This is a genomic window from Rhodococcus sp. 5G237 (genome assembly GCF_053764735.1).
Map to the genome: position 1 here is coordinate 267,264 of NZ_JBSNCD010000002.1, position 17,075 is coordinate 284,338.

The following is a 17,075-nucleotide window of genomic DNA, read 5'->3' on the forward strand; positions in this document are numbered from 1 at the left end:
ACCGGGGCAACGCGCCCCGGCGGGAGAATCTGGGAGAACAACGATGCGCGTTCTGGAACGCAAGCGCGCGCGGGGCGCCGCGGCGCTCGGCGCGGCAGCTCTGCTGGCCGTCGGACTTGTGGGATGTTCGAGCGACGGCGACAGTGGCAGTAGCGCGGAGAGCGGCAACGCCTCCGCGACGCGCACCTTCGAAGCCCAGAACGGCAGCATCGAGATCCCGACCGACCCGCAGCGGATCGTGTCCTGCGGGTACGCGACCCTCCCCCTCATCCAGGCCGGCGCGAACCTCGCCGCCGTGTGCGAGTGGAGCCGCGAGCTCGACAACATGGACGAGGAGACCCTGGCCGCCTACGAGGCGCTGCCGAAGGTCGCTCCCGACGGGGCCGTCTCGGAACTCAACTACGAGGCCGTCACCGCCGCCGATCCCGATCTCATCATCATGGGCGTCCCGGCCCGCGTGCAGGAGCAGGTCGACGTGGCCAAGCTCGAGTCGCTCGCCCCGGTGGTCTTCGTCGGCCTCACGGTTCCGGGTGAGTGGCGCGAACTCGGCGAACAGTACGCCGACGCCGCGAACGTCAGCGACTCCTACGGGGAATTCAAGGACGAGTACGAGGCTCGCGCCGCCGAGATCGCCGACAAGTACGCCGACTCGCTCGGGGGCCTGAAGTTCGCGGGCGTCTGCGGTGTCTGTGGCACCGAGCCCGGTGAGTTCTCCCGCGAGTACGCCTCGTCGTACACCACCAACCTGTTCGACGATCTCGGCTTCGACTTCTACGGGGAGCCGACCGATCCTGCGGACGTCCACGCCGAGTACCTGTCGGTCGAGCAGTTGCCCGAGAACCTCGGCGAGGCCGAGGTGATCGTCTACGGTGTCGAGGCCGACGGTTCGCTGCCGCCCGAGCTGGAGGAACTGTTCGCCTCCCCGCTGTGGCAGGATCTGCCCGCCGTGAAGGCCGGCAACCTCGTCGCCGTCAAGCACTCCAGTGCGGCGACCTACGAAACTGCACTGCTGGCACTCGATTCCATCGATGCCGAGCTGGAGAAGCTTCCGGCCAACCAGAGCCAGGAGTAGTCGCTGCTGCGGGCCCGCCCCGCACCACCGACCGAACGGCCCCCGACGTCCCCGACGCGGGGGCCGTTCGGCGTCCGTGCCCGAAATGACCGTCTATACCGAAAGCGACAGATGACCCGTTCCACTGCGCTCGAAGACATCGTCCCGCTCTCGCCGCTGCAGCAGGGCCTGCTCTACCTGAGCACCGTTGCGGCGCCGACCGGCTCGACATCCGACGACACGGGTGCGACCGACCCCGACGCCTACACGGTGCAATCGGTGGTGCGGCTCTCGGGCGCGGTCGACGAGGACCGGATGGCGGCCTCCGCCCAGGCGCTGCTCGACCGTCATCCGGCGCTGCGCACGTGCTTCCGTCCTCGTAAGGACGGCCGTACGGCGGGTCTCGTCGTGTCGGGAGTGGAGAATCTCTGGCGCAGCGAGGATCTGTCCGATCTCGAGCGCGGCGAGGCGGGACAGCGGCTCGCGAGGATCGTCGAGGACGACCTGCACCGATGGTTCGACCTCACGCAGCCGCCTCTCGTGCGCTGGACCTTCGTGCGGTTCGGCGCCGACGAGGTGCGCCTGCTGCTCACCGCCCACCACATCGTCGTCGACGGCTGGTCGTCCCCGATCCTGGTGCGCGAGCTGCTCGAGATCTACGCCGCCGGCGGATCGGCGTCGGGTCTGCCGTCCGTGCGCCCCTACCGTGACTACCTCGCGTGGCTCGGGCGCCAGGACCACGAGGCCGCCCGGTCGCTGTGGCGCGAGGCGCTCGACGGTATGACCGAGCCGTCGCTCGTGGCGCCGCCGGGTGCGACCCGTTCGTCGGAACGCTGCGCCGAACTCGAGGTACCGGTTCCCGATGGACTCGGAGCACAGCTCGCGGAGCTCACCCGCGCGAGCGGGGTCACCCTCAACACGGTGTTGCAGACCGCGTGGGCGATGCTCCTGTCCGGTCTGCTCGGCCGCGACGACATCGTCTTCGGCGCGACGGTCTCCGGTCGCCCGCCGGAACTCGTCGGCGTGGAATCGATGGTCGGCCTGTTCATCAACACCGTCCCGGTGCGGGTGCGGCTCGATCCCGCCGCGACCGTCGCCGAGCTGCTGCGACTCGTGCAGCTCGAACAGTCGCGCACCGTCGACCACCAGTATCTGGGTCTGTCCGAGGTGCAGCGCGCCGTCGGGATCGGCGAACTGTTCGACACCCTCACCGTATTCGAGAGCTATCCCGTCGACCGCGACGCCCTCGAGCGAGCGCAGCGCGCCGGGGGAGTGACGATCACCGGTGTCGACGGACGCGACGCCACCAACTATCCGCTGGTCCTCACGGCCGGCATGTCCGACCGGCTCGTCGTCAAGCTCGACCACCGCCCGTCTCTGATCGACTCGGACGAGGCCGCCGCTCTGGGCGCCCGCCTCGTCGCGATCCTCGGGACCCTGTGTGCCCGGCCCGACGCGCCTGTCGCCGACCTCGACGTCCTGCCGTCCTCGGAACGGGAACGTGTACTCGGAACCTGGTCCACCGCACCCGCGGCACCGTCGAGTGGCACCGTCGCCGACCTTCTCGCGCGCCGGTTCACCACCGGCGCCGACCGCCCCGCAGTAGTGTGCGGTGAGCAGGAATCGTCGTTCGGTGAGCTCGGAGCGGCCTCGGCGCGACTCGCAAGGCTGCTCGTCGACCGCGGGGTGCGACCCGACGACCGGGTCGGTCTCGCGCTTCCCCGGACCGGCGCCATGGTCGACGCGATCATCGCCGTCCTCACCGCCGGAGGCGCCTACCTGCCGCTCGACCCGTCCTATCCCGCCGACCGGTTGAAGCACATGATCACCGACGCGGTACCGCGTCTGGTGATCACCACCGAGACCGTGCGCGCGGGTCTCGGCGACGTGCTCGACGGGGCCGACGTGCTGGTCCTCGACGACCCGGACGTCGAGTCCGCACTGTCGGCGCTGTCGTCCGCTCCGCTCACGGATGCGGACCGGCGCGCTCCGCTCCGTCCCGGCCATCTGGCCTACGTCGTCTACACCTCCGGTTCCACGGGGCTGCCGAAGGGCGTGGCCGTCACGCACGCCAACCTCGCCGACCTGCACGCCGCACAGGCCGCCGGGCCCATGCAGGCCGCCGATCGTGCGCCGCGCGACGGGCAATGGCACGTCCTGCTGACCTACCCGTTCGCCTTCGACTCGGCCGTCGCCGCGCTCACCTGGCTCTTCGAAGGCCATGTGCTGCACGTCCTTCCCGACGAGTACCGCGCCGACGTCGACCACATCGTCGACTACGTGCGTACCCACGGCATCGACTACGTCGACACCGTGCCCGTGCTCATGAACCGCCTCCTCGACGCCGGACTCCTCGAACCGGGCGGGCACGTTCCCGCGACCGTCACCGTGGGCGGCGAAGCAGTGAGCACCGCACTGTGGCAGCGACTCGCCGCGAGCGACGTGGTGGCGACGAACTGCTACGGACCCACCGAATGCACCGTCGACGCGACCTCCGCGCGCATCACCGGGGACACCGTGACGATCGGTGGTCCCACCCCCGGGACGAGCGTGCGGGTCCTGGATCACTGGCTGCGTCCCGTACCCATCGGAGTGGCCGGTGAACTGTATGTCTCCGGAAACGGTGTCACCCGTGGCTATCTCGGCCGTCACGACCTGACCGCGGCGCGGTTCGTCGCCGACCCCCACGGGCCGGCGGGTACCCGCATGTACCGCACCGGCGACGTCGTGCGCTGGACGCACGACGGCACACTCGAATACGTCGGGCGCGACGACGACCAGGTCAAGATCCGAGGATTCCGAGTGGAACCCGGCGAGATCGAGACCGCGCTCACCGCGCATCCGGCCGTGCGGAACGCCGTGGTGGTCGCGCACACCGACGACCGGGGGACCACGCGGCTCGTCGGGTACATCGTCGGTGACGGACCCGACACCGCCGCGGTGCGGACCGCGCTCGCCGACCGGCTGCCGGACTACATGGTGCCCGCCGTGCTCATCGCTCTTCCCGGCCTTCCGCTCACGGCCAACGGCAAGGTCGACCGGAAGGCGTTGCCCGAGCCCGACTTCTCGTCCCTGGCGGGTGCGGGCGAGCCGCGCACGGAGACCGAGCGGACGTTGTGCGCCACCATCGCCGACGTCCTCGGCCTCGACCGTGTCGGGGTCCACGACGATTTCTTCACCCTCGGCGGCGATTCGATCGTCTCCATCCAGCTGGTGTCGCGTCTGCGCTCGGCCGGGCTGCGCGTGACGGCCCGTCAGGTCTTCGAACTGCGTACCGCAGCCGCACTCGCCGCAGCGTGCGAGGCACCCGCCGAGGAACCCCGGCGAGCCCGGACGGCGGCGACCGGCCCGGTGCCCGTCACGCCGATCGTGCACGAATCCCTGGCGTCCGGATCGTTCGACTCGCTGCGCCGATTCACCCAGTCCCGGACGCTCGTCGCCCCCGTCGGTCTGCGGGAGGCGGATCTCGTCACGGGCGTGCGGGCGCTGCTCGCGGCCCACCCCATGCTGCGCTCGCGGTTCACCGTCGGCGACTCCGGACCGTCGTGGATCGTGCCCGACGACATCCCGGAGGTCGCGACGCTCGTCCGGCGAGTCGACCTCTCGACGACGGAACAGGTCTCGTGGAACGACCTCATCGCCGAAGCGTCGTCGGAGGCCGTCGACGCACTCGACCCCGAGGCCGGGGTCATGCTCCGCGTGGTCTTCCTCGACCCGGGACCGCAGCGGGCCGGGCGGATCGTCGTCGTCGCGCACCACCTCGTCGTCGACGGCGTGTCGTGGCGGATCCTGGTGCCCGACCTCGCCGGTGCCGTCTCCGCGGCCACCCGCGGGGAGACGCCCGCGCCGGAGGACACGGGGACGTCCTTCCGGGAGTGGGCGGAATCGCTCGTCGAAGTGGCTTCGTCCGAGCGGATCACCGGATCGTGGCCGATCTGGGAATCCGCCCTCGCTGCCGAGGGTGCGCCCGCGGTGGGAAGCCGCGCCCTGGACCCGCAGCGCGACATCGTGTCGACCTCGGCGTCCGTCGAGATCGACGTGCCGGTCGACCTCACCGAACGCATCCTCACCACCGTGCCGTCCGCCCTCGGTATCGGCACCGGCGATGTGCTGCTCGCGGCCCTCGCCCTCGCCGTCACCGACGTCTGTGGCGGATCCGCCCTGCGAGTGCATCTCGAGGGTCATGGCCGCGAGGAACAGATCGTGCCCGGCGCCGACCTGTCGCGCACCGTCGGATGGTTCACCTCCCTGTACCCCGTGACCGTCGAACTCGGCGGAGGCCGCGCGCTCGACGGCGGTGATCCGCTCCGGGCCGTCGCCCACGCGTCCGAATCGCTGAAGCGCATTCCCGACAACGGAATCGCCTTCGGTATCCTGCGTTTCCTCGGCGACGACCGCGACCGCTTCGCCGGCTACCGCGCTCCGGAGGTGATGTTCAACTACCTCGGCCGGATGACCCTCGGCGACACCGCCGACTCTGCATGGTCGGCCGCACCCGAGGTTGCCGCGCTCGGCGGTTCCGTCGATCCGGCCCTGCCCCTCGACCACGTCCTCGACGTCAATGCGATCACGGAGGACGGCCCGGACGGGCCCGCGCTGTCGGCGGTGTTCACCTACGCCACCGGTGCGCTCGACACCGACCGCGCCCGTCGGATCGGACAGCGCTGGCTCGCGGCGCTGCACCTTCTCGCCGACACGGTCACCGGCGGCGTCGTGGGAGCTCCCGTGCCGTCGGTGCTCACGGCGTCCGGATTGTCCGTCGACGAGGTGCTCGCCCTACACGCTGAGAACCTGGACGGCATCGAGGACGTCGTGCCGCTGACACCCCTGCAGCGCGGCATGTACTTCCTGGCCGGACTGGACGAGCCGTCCGGATCGGGCAGTGTCGCCGAAGGTGTCGACGTCTACACGATGCAGACCGAGCTCGCCCTCGACGGCCGCGTCGACGCCGATACGATGCAGCGCTCGGTGCGTGCACTCGTCGGCCGGCACGCCGTGCTCCGCACCGGATATCGACTCGGTGCGTCCGGAGAACCGATCGGTGTCGTTCGTCGCACCGCCGAACCGCACTGGGAGGTCGTCGATCTCGGGACCGTCGAGCCGGACGTGCTCGACGCACGGGTCGCGGAACTGCTCGCCGCCGACCGCACCCGCAGATTCGATCTCGCGGCCGCACCCCTGGTGCGCTTCACGCTGGTGGTCGCGGGGCCGTCTCGGGCGCGACTGCTGTTCACGATGCACCACCTCGTCTCCGACGGCTGGTCCACGCCGTTGCTCGTGCAGGAACTCCTGCAGATCTACGCCGCCGGGGGTTCCGCCGCCGGACTCGCGCCGGTTGCGCCGTTCTCCGACTACCTCGACTGGCTCGGCGAACAGGACGTCGCGGCCGGTGTCGAAGTGTGGCGTGAACTCCTCGACGGCGTGGACGAACCCACCCTCGTCGCACCGTCCGGTACGGCGCTGCGCCCGGAGTTCCCCGCCGAACTGACGGTCGCCGTGCCCGAGGGGTTGTCGCGGCGACTCGTCGAGGCGAGCCGCGCACAGGGCGTCACGGTCAACGGACTCGTCCAGACCGCCTGGGGGTTTCTCGTCGGATCGCTCACCGGCAGAAGCGACGTCGTCTTCGGCGCGATCGTCTCCGGGCGCGTCCCCGACGTGCCGGGCGTGGAATCGATGATAGGCCTGTTCATCAACACCGTCCCGGTGCGCGTCCGCGCGCAGGCAGGGGAGTCGATCACCGATCTCGTCGCGCGCACGCACGGCGCCCAGAACCGCGTGATGGACCACCAGTACGTGGGTCTCGCCGACATCCAGCGTGCCGTCGGCATCGGCGAACTGTTCGACACCCTCCTCGTCTTCGAGAACTATCCCGTCGACCGCGACGCCCTCGACGCGGCACAGCGGGACGGCGGCGTGCGGGTCGGCTCGGTCGGGGGCTCGGACGCCACGAACTTCCCGCTGGTGCTGGTCGCCGGGCTGGAGGACGAACTGCACCTCGGCCTCGAGTACCGGACCGATCTCTTCACCGACGCCGACGCCACCGCGCTGGGGGAGCGGCTCGTGCGCATCCTCGACCAGCTCGTCGCCGAGAACCCCGGGACCGTGGCGCAACTCGACGTGCTCACGGCCGACGAGCGGGCCGGTCTGCGTAGCGAGTGGTCGACGACCCCCGCGGCCCCGTCGAGCGGAGCGGCGACCGTCGCCGACCTCCTCGCACAGCAGATCGCGCGCACCCCGGAGGCACCGGCGGTGGTCGCCGGCGGCACGACGCTGTCGTTCGCGGAACTGGGACGCCGATCCGCGCGACTCGCCCGGCTCCTCGTCGACGCCGGGATCGGACCGGAGACGGTCGTGGGACTCGCGCTGCCGCGGTCCGAGCACATGGTCGTCGCGATCGCAGCGGCGATCTCGGCAGGGGGCGTCTATGTGCCGATGGATCCGTCCTATCCGCAGGATCGACTGGCGCACATCGTGTCCGATTCGCGTCCGCAGGTGATCGTCACGGTCGCCGCGGTTCTCGACGGCATCGCACCCGCCGCGGGTGACACGAGGATCGTGGTGCTCGACGACCCCGACCTGCAACGGCAACTCGACGGATTCTCCTGCGCCCCGATGACGGACGCCGACCGGCGCGCTGCGCTGCACCCCCACAACGGTGTGTACGTCATCTACACCTCCGGTTCGACGGGACTGCCGAAGGGGGTTGCGGTCACGCACGCGAACCTGCTCAACCTGTTCGAGAGTCACCGCGCCGATCTCTACGTCCCGACCGTCACGGCGACCGGACGCGACTCCGTCGGCGTCGGGCACGCATGGTCGTTCGGCTTCGACGCGTCGTGGCAGCCCACCCTGTGGCTGCTCGACGGGCACACCGTGCACGTCTTCGACGAGGACACCATGCGTGATCCCGAACGGATGGTCGCGTACACGCTCGAGCACGAACTCGACTTCCTCGAGGTCACCCCGTCCTTCCTCGACCGCATGCTCGCGGCGGGACTGTACGAGAGCGGACACCGCCCCGCCTCCGTCGGATTCGGCGGCGAGGCCGTCAATCCGGCGTCGTGGCAACGACTGCGGGAGTTGACGGACGGGCGTGCCTTCAACCTCTACGGACCCACCGAATGCACCGTGGACTCGCTCATCGGGTCGGTCATCGACGCCGATACACCCTGCCTCGGCCGAGCCGTGCACGGCGCCGGTGCCTACATCCTCGACGCGATGCTCCGGCCCGTGCCGATGGGTGTGGTCGGCGAACTGTACGTCTCCGGTGCCGGCGTCGCCCGCGGATATCTCGGACGGCCCGACCTCACGACGGTCCGGTTCCTGCCGAATCCCTTCGCCGACGACGGCACCCGCATGTACCGCACCGGCGACCTCGTCCGGAGGGTGCGCGGTGCCGACGGCCGACCCGTGCTCGAATTCCTCGGCCGCGGCGACGACCAGGTCAAGATCCGCGGCTTCCGGGTCGAACTCGGCGAGGTGGAGGCCGCGCTGACCGCGGTGCGCGGGGTGCGGGACGCGGTCGTGAACGCGCACACCGACAGTCGGGGAGTGACGCGTCTGGTCGGCTACGTGACCCCGGACGGTGACGTCGATCCGGCGGTCGTCCGTGCCGCCGTCGCCGAGCGCCTGCCCGACTACATGGTGCCCGCCGTGGTGCTCGTGCTCGACACCTTCCCCGTCACCGCCAACGGCAAGGTCGACCGGAAGGCGTTGCCCGAGCCGGACTTCTCGTCGCTGGTCGGCGCGCGTGCACCGCGCACCGACACCGAGCGGGTCCTGGCGGGACTCGTCGCGGACGTGCTCGGACTCGAACGGGTGGGGATCGACGACGACTTCTTCTCCCTCGGTGGCGACTCGATCGTCTCGATCCAGCTCGTGTCGAAGGTCCGGGCGGCAGGACTGTGGATCACCACCCGTCAGGTGATCGAACTGCGCACCGTCGAGGCACTCGCGGCCGCGATCGACAGTGGCGGCGGACAGACCCGTCCGGCAGCCGTCGGCGACGCGACCGGCGAGGTGACCGTCACGCCGATCGTGTGGGACACCCTCGAACAGTGGACCGGCCTGTCCCGGTTCTCGCAGGCGAGACTGCTCGTCGCGCCGGTCGGGCTCACGCTCGACACCCTGCGGACCGCGGTCGAGGCACTCGTGGCCGCCCACCCGATGCTGCGCTCGACCTTCCGTGTCGACGACGAAGGCCGGCCGTCGTGGATGGTCCCCGAGACCGTCCCCGACCTCACCGGCTCCGTGCGGCGCGTCGCCGCGACCGGCCGGGAGTGGGGCGAGCTGTTCGACGAGGAACGTGAGAACGCGTACGCCGCACTCGATCCCGGGAACGGTGTCATGGTGCAGGTCGTGTGGTTCGACTTCGGGTCGCAGCAGGCCGGACGCGTCCTGATCGTCGTGAACCACCTCGTGGTGGACGGCGTGTCGTGGCGGATCCTCGTCCCCGACCTCGCCGACGCCGTCGAACAGGCCGAGCGTGGGGAGACAGTGACCCTGGCGTCGAGCGGAACACCCTTCCGGGTGTGGGCGGACGAACTCGCGAAGGCCGCACGCTCGGAGCGGATCACCGCGTCGTGGTCGACCTGGCAGCGCGCCGTCGAGGCCGACGAACCGATGCTCGGTTCGCGCCCGCTCGATCCGGCACGCGACACCGTCCTCTCGACCCGGTCGACCCGCGTGCACCTGCCCGTCGACGTCACCGAGCGGGTCCTGGCCGCGGACGTCGTCGACGACATCCTGCTCTCGGCCCTCGCCGTCGCGGTGGCGTCGGTCCGGGGCGGCGACCAGGTCCGCATCGACCTCGAGGGACACGGTCGGGAGGAGCAGGTGGTCCCCGGTGCCGACCTCTCGCGCACGGTCGGCTGGTTCACGTCGATGTACCCGGTGACGGTGGACCTGTCGGAGGTCGACGTGGCGTCCGCGTCCCGGGACACCGATGCCGCGGGCGCGGCGCTGCGCGCGGTGGCCCGCGCGTCGCGGGAACGGCCCGACAACGGCATCGGTTTCGGCCTGCTGCGTCGACTGAACCCGGACTTCTGCGACCGCTTCGCCCGGTACGTGCCGCCGGCCGTCGTCTTCAACTACCTCGGCCGGCTCACGCTCGGCGAGGCGTCCGGCAGCCCGTGGTCGGGTGCACCGGGTGCGGCTGCGATCGGCGGTTCGGTGGATCCGGACATGCCGCTCGACCACGTCCTGCAGGTGGACGCGATCACCGAGGACACCCCGGACGGCGCGGTTCTGGAATGCGAGTTCGCCGCCGCAGCGGACGTGGTCGACGCGGACACGCTCGCCGAGATCGCGCGGATCTGGCAGGACACGGTGCAGGTCGTCGTCGCGAGAGAACTCACCGGCACCGCTTACTAGCGCACAGCGCGCCTGCACACATCGAAAGAAGGAGAACACCATGCTCGATCGCACTACCGTCCTTGCCGACACCGCCCGGATCCTGGACATCGACGTCGACGAACTCGACCCCTCGGCGAGCCTCGTCGACCAGGGACTCGACTCCGTCCGGCTGATGGCCCTCGTGGAACAGTGGCGCAGCGCCGGCATCGAGGTCGACTTCGTGGACCTCGCCTCGGCCCCCGACCTCGAGCAGTGGATCGCGCTGCTCACCCGCGGATGAGCGGGTGATCGTGGCCGTCTTCGAGAAGCTCTTCATCGACCTCGACCCGCTGCGGACCAGCCGCGAGTTCCGGTACCTGTTCACCGCACGCGTCGTGTCGCTGTTCGGTCTCGGTTTCCTCATCGTGGCCGTGCCCGTGCAGGTGTACCAGCTCACCGGCTCGACGGCGCAGGTCGCCGCGGTCTCCGCGGTGATCGGTGTGACCACCTTCGGGGCCACCTTCGCGGGTGGGGTGCTCGCCGACCGGTACGACCGGCGGAACGTCATCGCCCTCGCGCGCGGCACCGCGGGCGTCGCCTTCGCGCTGCTGGCGATCAACGCGTTCCTGCCCGAACCGCAGATGTGGGCGATCTACGTGCTCGCCGTCGTCGACGGCATTGCGGGCGGGATCTCGTCGACCGCACTGATGGCCGTCACCCCGAGCTTGATCCCGCGCGACAAACTCGCCGCGGCCGGTGCACTGATGGCGCTGACCGCCGATCTGGGCTCCATGATCGGCCCGGCGCTCGGTGGTGTCGTCATCGCCGGCGGTGGTGTGGGCGTGGCCTACGCGCTCGCGGCGTTCACCACGGCGATCACCACCTTCTGCATCACTCGCCTGCCGTCGCTGCCTCCGACACACGTCGCGGAGGAATCACCGTTGACATCGGTGGTGTCGGGCTTCCGGTACGCAGCGCACAACCGCGTGGTGGGGCAGGTGCTGATCGTCGGATTCCTGGCGATGCTGCTGTCCGGCTGGGCCGTGCTCATCCCCGAGTTCGCCGACGAGGTGCTCGGCGTCGGACCGTCGGTGGTGGGCCTGCTCTACACCGCGCCCGCCGTCGGTGCGGTGGTCGGCTCGCTGACCAGCGGCTGGACCGGCTCGATCCGACGCTACGGGCTGGTGGTCTACCTGCTCATGGCGGTCTCCGCCGCGGGTCTGGTGGGCGCCGGCGCGACCGGTGTCCTCGCTGTCGTGCTGCTCGGCCTCGCCGCGCACGGTTTCGGCGACTCGCTCGCGGACGTCGTGCGGTACGCGACCGTCCAGCGCAACACCTCCGACGAGTACCGCGGACGGATCGCGGCCGTGTGGGGTGCGCAGGTGACGGCCGGTGCCTCCGTCGGTGCGGTTGCGGCGGGCGTCGTGGCCTCGCTGGTGCCGATCTCGATGGCCCTGACCGTCTACGGCGTGGCCGGTGTGGCGATCATTGCGATCATGTTCGTCGCGACCCCGACGCTGCGGCGGTTCGAGGACGCGGGCGACCTCGAAGCTGTGGGCTGACCTGCGGGTCGACGAGGTGGGGCCGGGTGAACCCGGCCCCACCTTCGTGTCATGCCCGTCCGTCGCGCGCCCACGCCTCCACGGCCGAATACCCTTCGCTGACGCCCTGGGTGTAGGCGACGAGCGCGCCGTACAACCGGGATCCCTCGGTGGCGAGCTCGATGGTGCCCACCCAGTCGGCAGCGCGTGCCATGACGTGCGCGGAGATGTCCTGCCGGTCGCGGGTCGCGGACGACACGATCCGGAACGCCTCGTCGGCGATCCGGAAGGTCTCGGCGACACCGCGCCAGAAGTACTCCGCATCCATGGCAGAGCGCAGCGACTCGTAATCCGTCGTGTCCTGCATCGCCGTGGCGTGTGCCAGTCGCTGCAGAGCATGCTCCGCAGCCCCGACGGGGAAGTACGTCACGTCGTCGATGGTGTCCTTGCCGCCGCTTGTCGTTCTCACCGCAGAGATGGTGCCCGATCTCGCGCGAATACGAAACAGCGCGTAGGTAACGGTATAGGCACGCGGCGTGTCGCCTACCCGGTCGCCACCGGACGGTTCGGGATCAGGCACACGCACGACACCAGCAGGACGGCACAGACCAGAACGGCGACGAACACCGGCGCCACGGACGCGGCCAACTGCGCCGCGTCGGGAGCCCCCGTGGTGGTCTCGTCCGCCACTGCACCACCGAGGGCCGCGTTGGCGAGCGCACCGAACACCGCCACTCCGACCGCGCTGCCGATCGCGCGGGCGAAGGCGTTCGCCCCCGTGACGACACCCCGCTCGGACCACTCGACGCTCGACTGCGCAGCGATCAGCGACGGGCTGGCGATCAACCCCATCCCGAGACCGACGAGCACGCAGCAGACCGCGACCTGCCAGGGAGCCGAATCCTTCCCGACCTGCGTCAGCAGTGCCGCGCCGCAGAGCAGCGGCACCGCACCCACCAGGCCGGTGTTGCGGAAACCGATCCGCAGGTAGAACCGGCCCGACTGCGCCGCGGCGATCGGCCAGCCGATCGTCATCGTCGCCAGCGTGAAACCCGCGACGAGCGCCGAGGTCCCCAGCGCGCCCTGCACGAACGACGGAACATACGAGGTCAGCCCCAGCACGACCGCACCCACCAGGCACGACACCGCGCTGGTGGTGACGAGCACCCGCCGGGTGAACAGGCGGATGGGCAGGATCGGCTCGGCCGCGCGGGACTCGATCCACACGAACACCGCGATCAGCGTCGCGCCCGCGCCGAAGATGCCGATGCTCGCCGCCGACGTCCACGTCCACGACTGGCCGCCCTCGAGCAGGCCGAGGATCAACAAGGCGGCGCCCGCCGCGAGGGTCGCCGCGCCGGCCCAGTCCACCCGCGGTCGTGGTCCGGCCGGTTTCTCCTCGCGGAAGTTTCGGACGAGCACCCACGCCGCGAGGGCGCACAACGGCAGGTTGACCCAGAAGATCCACCGCCACGACAGGAAGTCGGCGAAGATGCCTCCCACGGCCGGGCCGACCACCGCCGACATGCCCCACACGCTGGCCAGATAACCCTGCGCCTTGGCTCGCTCGGCGACCGTGTAGATGTCCCCGGCGATCGTCTGCGCCATCGGCAGCACCGCACCGGCGCCGAGTCCCTGCACTGCGCGGAACGCGATCAGCGCCGGCATGCTCCACGCCAGCGCGCACAGCACCGAGCCCGCCGCGAACACCCCGATCCCGAACAACAGCAGCGGAGTGCGGCCGAAGACGTCGGAGAGCTTGCCGTAGACCGGGACGAGCACCGCCTGCGTGAGCAGGTAGGCGGAGAACAACCACGGGAACTGCGTGAAGCCACCCAGGTCGGCGACGATCGTCGGGACCGCGGTGGCCAGGATCGTGCTCTCGAGCGCCACGAGGGCGGTGGCGAGCATCAGAGCGATGAGGATCGGGCCCCGCTCGGAACTGAACCCGACGTCCACCCGCGACGATGCGGCCATGCCACTCCTGTTCTCGCTCGCGTCGCTGCTCCGTCGTGCTGTGACCGAGTGGGATATCCGCCACGGGTTGCGGTACGCCCACTCGATGAGCACTAGGGTGTCAGCGTGCGTCCTTCACTCGAGTCCTACCAACACCTCGCCGGCGGCAAGGTGCGTGATCTGTACGTGATCGACGACGAGCACCTGCTCCTCGTCGCCAGTGACCGGATCTCGGCCTACGATCACGTGCTCGAGACCCCGATCCCCGACAAGGGACGGGTCCTCACTGCGATGAGCGTGTTCTTCTTCAAGCTGCTCGACGCCACCAACAACCATCTCGCGGGAGAACCCGACGACGAGCGTATCCCCGAGGAGGTCCTCGGCCGCGCACTCGTGGTCAAGCGCCTCGAGATGGTGCCCGTCGAGTGCGTCGCCCGCGGTTTCCTCACCGGCTCCGGCCTGCTCGACTACCAGGCCACGGGATCCGTCTGCGGTGTCGCCCTGCCCGAGGGCCTCGTCGAGGCCAGCAGGCTGCCCGAGCCGATCTTCACCCCGGCCAGCAAGGCCGCGCTCGGCGACCACGACGAGAACATCTCGTTCGACGACGTCGTCGAGAAGGTCGGGCTCAACCTGGCGATGAAACTGCGCCAGGACACGCTCGACATCTACGACCGCGCCGCGATGTACGCCTCCGAACGCGGCATCCTGCTCGCCGACACCAAGTTCGAGTTCGGTCTCGACAAGGCCGGCAATCTGGTGCTCGCCGACGAGGTCCTCACTCCGGATTCGTCCCGCTACTGGGACGCGAACGAGTACGAGGAGGGCAAGGTGCAGCCCAGCTTCGACAAGCAGATCGTCCGGAACTGGCTCACCGGACCCGAATCGGGCTGGGACCGCGCCTCCGACACCCCGCCACCGCCGCTGCCGCAGCACGTCGTCGACAAGACGCGTGCCCGCTACATCGAGGCGTACGAACGTATTTCGGGAATGTCCTTCGACGATTGGATCGGCTGACCGCATATGACCTCCTCGAAGATCACTCCGCCGGTCGCGAAGAAGGTGCCGTTCGAGCGCACCCACCACGGGCACACCTTCGTCGACGACTACGAATGGCTGCGCGACAAGAACGACCCCGAGGTCGTCGCGTACCTGGAAGCGGAGAACTCGTACACCGAGGCGCAGACGGAGCATCTCGCTCCGCTGCGTGAGGCGATCTTCGAGGAGATCAGGTCGCGCACCCAGGAGACCGACATGTCGGTCCCCACCCGGATGGGCGACTGGTGGTACTACGCCCGCACCGTCGAGGGCAAGCAGTACGCGATCCAGTGCCGGTGCCCGATCGCCGACGCCGACGACTGGACACCGCCCAACGTCACGCCGGGCGTCGAACTCCCCGGCGAACAGGTGCTCCTCGACGGCAACGTCGAGGCCGAAGGGCACGAGTTCTTCTCGCTCGGGGCGTTCTCGATCAGCCACGACGGCACGCTGCTCGCGTACTCGACCGACGTCGTGGGCGACGAGCGCTACACCCTGCGCATCAAGGACCTCACCACCGGTGAGATGCGGGCGGACGAGATCCCCGGCACCGCACCGGGAGCGACGTGGGCGCTCGACCACAGCCATGTCTTCTACCAGACGGTCGACGAGTCGTGGCGGCCCGACACCGTCTGGCGGCACAAGCTCGGCACCTCCGTCGACGAGGACGTGAAGGTCTTCCACGAACCCGACGAGCGGTACTGGGTGTCGATCGGTTCGACCCGCAGCGAGAAGTACCTCATGATCTGGGTCGGCTCGAAGATCACCACCGAGGGGTGGGTGCTCGAATCCGAGAACCCTACAGGCGAATTCCGCGTGATCCTGCCGCGCCGCGAAGGTGTCGAGTACGGTGCCGAGCACGCCGTGATCGCCGGTGAGGACCGCTTCCTGATCCTGCACAACGACGTCGACCCCGAGACGGGGGAGAAGGCCGAGAACTTCGTTCTCGCCGAGGCTCCCGTCGACGACCCGTCCGCGCTGCGCACCCTGATCGAGCACCGCCACGACGTGCGCCTCGAGGACGTCGACGCGTTCGAGGGACACCTCGTGCTCGGCTACCGCCGCGAGGCCCTCACCCGACTCGCGGTGTGGCCGTTGACCGACGAGGGCTACGGCACGCTCACCGAACTCGAGTTCGACGAGGAACTCTTCGCCGTCGGACCGGGCGCGAACCCCGAATGGACCCAGCCCACACTGCGTCTGGGCTACACGTCGTTCATCACGCCGAGCCGGGTATACGACTACACCGTGAGCACCGGCGAGCTGAAGCTGCTCAAGTCGCAGCCGGTGCTCGGCGACTTCGACCCGACGCTCTACGAGCAGCGCCGCGAGTGGGCGACCGCCGAGGACGGCACGAAGATCCCGCTGTCGATCGTCGCGCGCAAGGGCACCCCCGACAACGCCCCCACGCTGCTGTACGGCTACGGCTCGTACGAGGCCAGCATCGACCCGGCCTTCTCCGTCGCACGCCTGTCGCTGCTCGACCGGGGCATGGTCTTCGCGGTCGCTCACGTGCGCGGTGGTGGCGAGATGGGCCGGCACTGGTACGAGAACGGCAAGTCGCTGACGAAGAAGAACACCTTCACCGACTTCGTGGCGTGCGCGCGGCACCTGATCGACACCGGCGTCACGAGTCCGGAGAAGCTGGTCGCCGACGGAGGCAGTGCCGGTGGTCTGCTCATGGGTGCGGTCGCGAACATCGCACCCGAGCTGTTCGCGGGCATCCTCGCGAACGTCCCGTTCGTCGACCCGCTCACCTCGATCCTCGATCCGTCCCTGCCGCTCACGGTGATCGAATGGGACGAGTGGGGCAACCCGCTCGAGAACCCCGAGGTGTACGAGTACATGCGCTCGTACAGCCCCTACGAGAACGTCGAGGCCAAGGACTACCCGGCGATCCTCGCGATCACCAGCATCAACGACACCCGCGTGCTGTACGTCGAACCCGCCAAATGGGTCGCCGAGCTGCGCGCGACGAAGACCGGCGATGCCCCCCTGCTGCTCAAGACGGAGATGAGCGCGGGGCACGGCGGTGTGTCGGGTCGCTACGAGAAGTGGCGCGAGGTCGCGTTCGAGTTCGCGTGGGTGCTCGAAACGTCCGGCGCCTACCGCGCGGAGGCTTCCGCGCAGTAGCCTGCACCTCGAGGCCACGTCGGTGG

The 17,075-nt window shown here is 69.8% G+C and carries 8 protein-coding genes; 6 read left to right on the forward strand and 2 right to left on the reverse strand.

The window, feature by feature from the left end; translation table 11 throughout:
• Positions 1 to 43 precede the first annotated feature (43 nt).
• The 4 genes from ACWPOC_RS04600 to entS all read left to right on the forward strand — a co-directional run bounded on the left by ACWPOC_RS04600 (position 44) and on the right by entS (position 11,946).
• Positions 44 to 1,072: an ABC transporter substrate-binding protein gene (locus ACWPOC_RS04600; RefSeq protein WP_455408085.1), complete on the forward strand. Its 1,029-nt coding sequence runs from the start codon at positions 44 to 46 to the stop codon at positions 1,070 to 1,072.
• 111 nt (positions 1,073 to 1,183) lie between these two features.
• Complete coding sequence (locus ACWPOC_RS04605; protein ID WP_455408086.1) at positions 1,184 to 10,423, forward strand: amino acid adenylation domain-containing protein; 9,240 nt, start codon at positions 1,184 to 1,186, stop codon at positions 10,421 to 10,423.
• 40 nt (positions 10,424 to 10,463) lie between these two features.
• Positions 10,464 to 10,685, forward strand: coding sequence for a phosphopantetheine-binding protein (locus ACWPOC_RS04610; protein ID WP_455408087.1), 222 nt, complete (start codon positions 10,464 to 10,466; stop codon positions 10,683 to 10,685).
• Positions 10,686 to 10,695: 10 nt separating this feature from the next.
• The gene (gene entS / locus ACWPOC_RS04615) at positions 10,696 to 11,946 is read left to right on the forward strand and encodes an enterobactin transporter EntS (protein ID WP_455408088.1); all 1,251 of its coding nucleotides are present in this window, start codon (positions 10,696 to 10,698) and stop codon (positions 11,944 to 11,946) included.
• A gap of 49 nt (positions 11,947 to 11,995) precedes the next feature.
• Here entS and ACWPOC_RS04620 read toward each other — a convergent pair whose 3' ends face one another.
• Positions 11,996 to 12,394, reverse strand: a complete 399-nt coding sequence (locus ACWPOC_RS04620) for a hypothetical protein (protein WP_064064571.1) — start codon at positions 12,392 to 12,394, stop codon at positions 11,996 to 11,998.
• Between the two features lie 74 nt (positions 12,395 to 12,468).
• The gene (locus tag ACWPOC_RS04625) at positions 12,469 to 13,902 is read right to left on the reverse strand and encodes an MDR family MFS transporter (RefSeq protein ID WP_455408089.1); all 1,434 of its coding nucleotides are present in this window, start codon (positions 13,900 to 13,902) and stop codon (positions 12,469 to 12,471) included.
• 105 nt (positions 13,903 to 14,007) lie between these two features.
• Between ACWPOC_RS04625 and ACWPOC_RS04630 the strand changes: the two genes are divergently transcribed.
• Both ACWPOC_RS04630 and ACWPOC_RS04635 read left to right on the forward strand, forming a co-directional pair.
• Positions 14,008 to 14,895, forward strand: a complete 888-nt coding sequence (locus ACWPOC_RS04630) for a phosphoribosylaminoimidazolesuccinocarboxamide synthase (RefSeq protein ID WP_059382426.1) — start codon at positions 14,008 to 14,010, stop codon at positions 14,893 to 14,895.
• A 6-nt stretch (positions 14,896 to 14,901) separates the two neighbouring features.
• A complete protein-coding gene (locus ACWPOC_RS04635; RefSeq protein WP_230788241.1) occupies positions 14,902 to 17,049 on the forward strand; it encodes a S9 family peptidase in 2,148 nt (715 codons plus the stop codon).
• Positions 17,050 to 17,075: the final 26 nt, after the last annotated feature.

What these genes read in the sequence shown, in the direction of transcription:
- ACWPOC_RS04600 (WP_455408085.1), top strand. Translation starts at nt 44, where the DNA reads ATGCGCGTTCTGGAACGCAAGCGCGCGCGGGGCGCCGCGGCGCTCGGC.
- ACWPOC_RS04605 (WP_455408086.1), top strand. Translation starts at nt 1,184, where the DNA reads ATGACCCGTTCCACTGCGCTCGAAGACATCGTCCCGCTCTCGCCGCTG.
- ACWPOC_RS04610 (WP_455408087.1), top strand. Translation starts at nt 10,464, where the DNA reads ATGCTCGATCGCACTACCGTCCTTGCCGACACCGCCCGGATCCTGGAC.
- ACWPOC_RS04625 (WP_455408089.1), bottom strand. Translation starts at nt 13,902, where the DNA reads ATGGCCGCATCGTCGCGGGTGGACGTCGGGTTCAGTTCCGAGCGGGGC.
- ACWPOC_RS04635 (WP_230788241.1), top strand. Translation starts at nt 14,902, where the DNA reads ATGACCTCCTCGAAGATCACTCCGCCGGTCGCGAAGAAGGTGCCGTTC.